The following is a 463-nucleotide window of genomic DNA, read 5'->3' as shown; positions in this document are numbered from 1 at the left end:
GCTTGCTTCCTCTCCATTAAGAGCTACAATGCTAGGTCTTGCAATCAATGCCATACGACTACTTCCTTCTTTAGCAGATACTTCAGGGTGCGCTAAAAACGAATACGATGTGCCCTTAGGAATATGACCGATATGAACATTTCCTTCCATACCTGATTCAGATTTTCCATGCATGGAAAGCCCTGAACTTTGTAATCCAGGAAATGACCATTGTATACCTAGTTCTTTAGCATAGCCTTTTTCCATTGCTAATACCGCCACATCTAACTGTACTTGTTTTGGCATAGCATGCCAAGATCGTAGTAATTTTTCTACTTCTAAAATTTCATGAACCGTTCCATAATAAATCACTTCATTCGTACTTGGCATCACTTGTACATGTTCTTTAGGTACTACAGACTGAATCAGATTGCTCAATTCCTCAGGCGTTCCTATCTCCGCTACGATTCTACGCACATGTCGA

1 pseudogene is annotated in these 463 nt (G+C 40.4%); it reads right to left on the bottom strand.

The features are described 5' to 3' along the window. A pseudogene (locus HMPREF9200_RS08730) lies at positions 1-463 on the bottom strand (hypothetical protein); the annotation flags it as partial.

Origin of the sequence: Veillonella sp. oral taxon 780 str. F0422 (genome assembly GCF_000221605.1) — a bacterium.
GTDB lineage: Bacteria > Bacillota > Negativicutes > Veillonellales > Veillonellaceae > F0422.
This window is presented reverse-complemented; position numbering and strand designations above follow the sequence as displayed.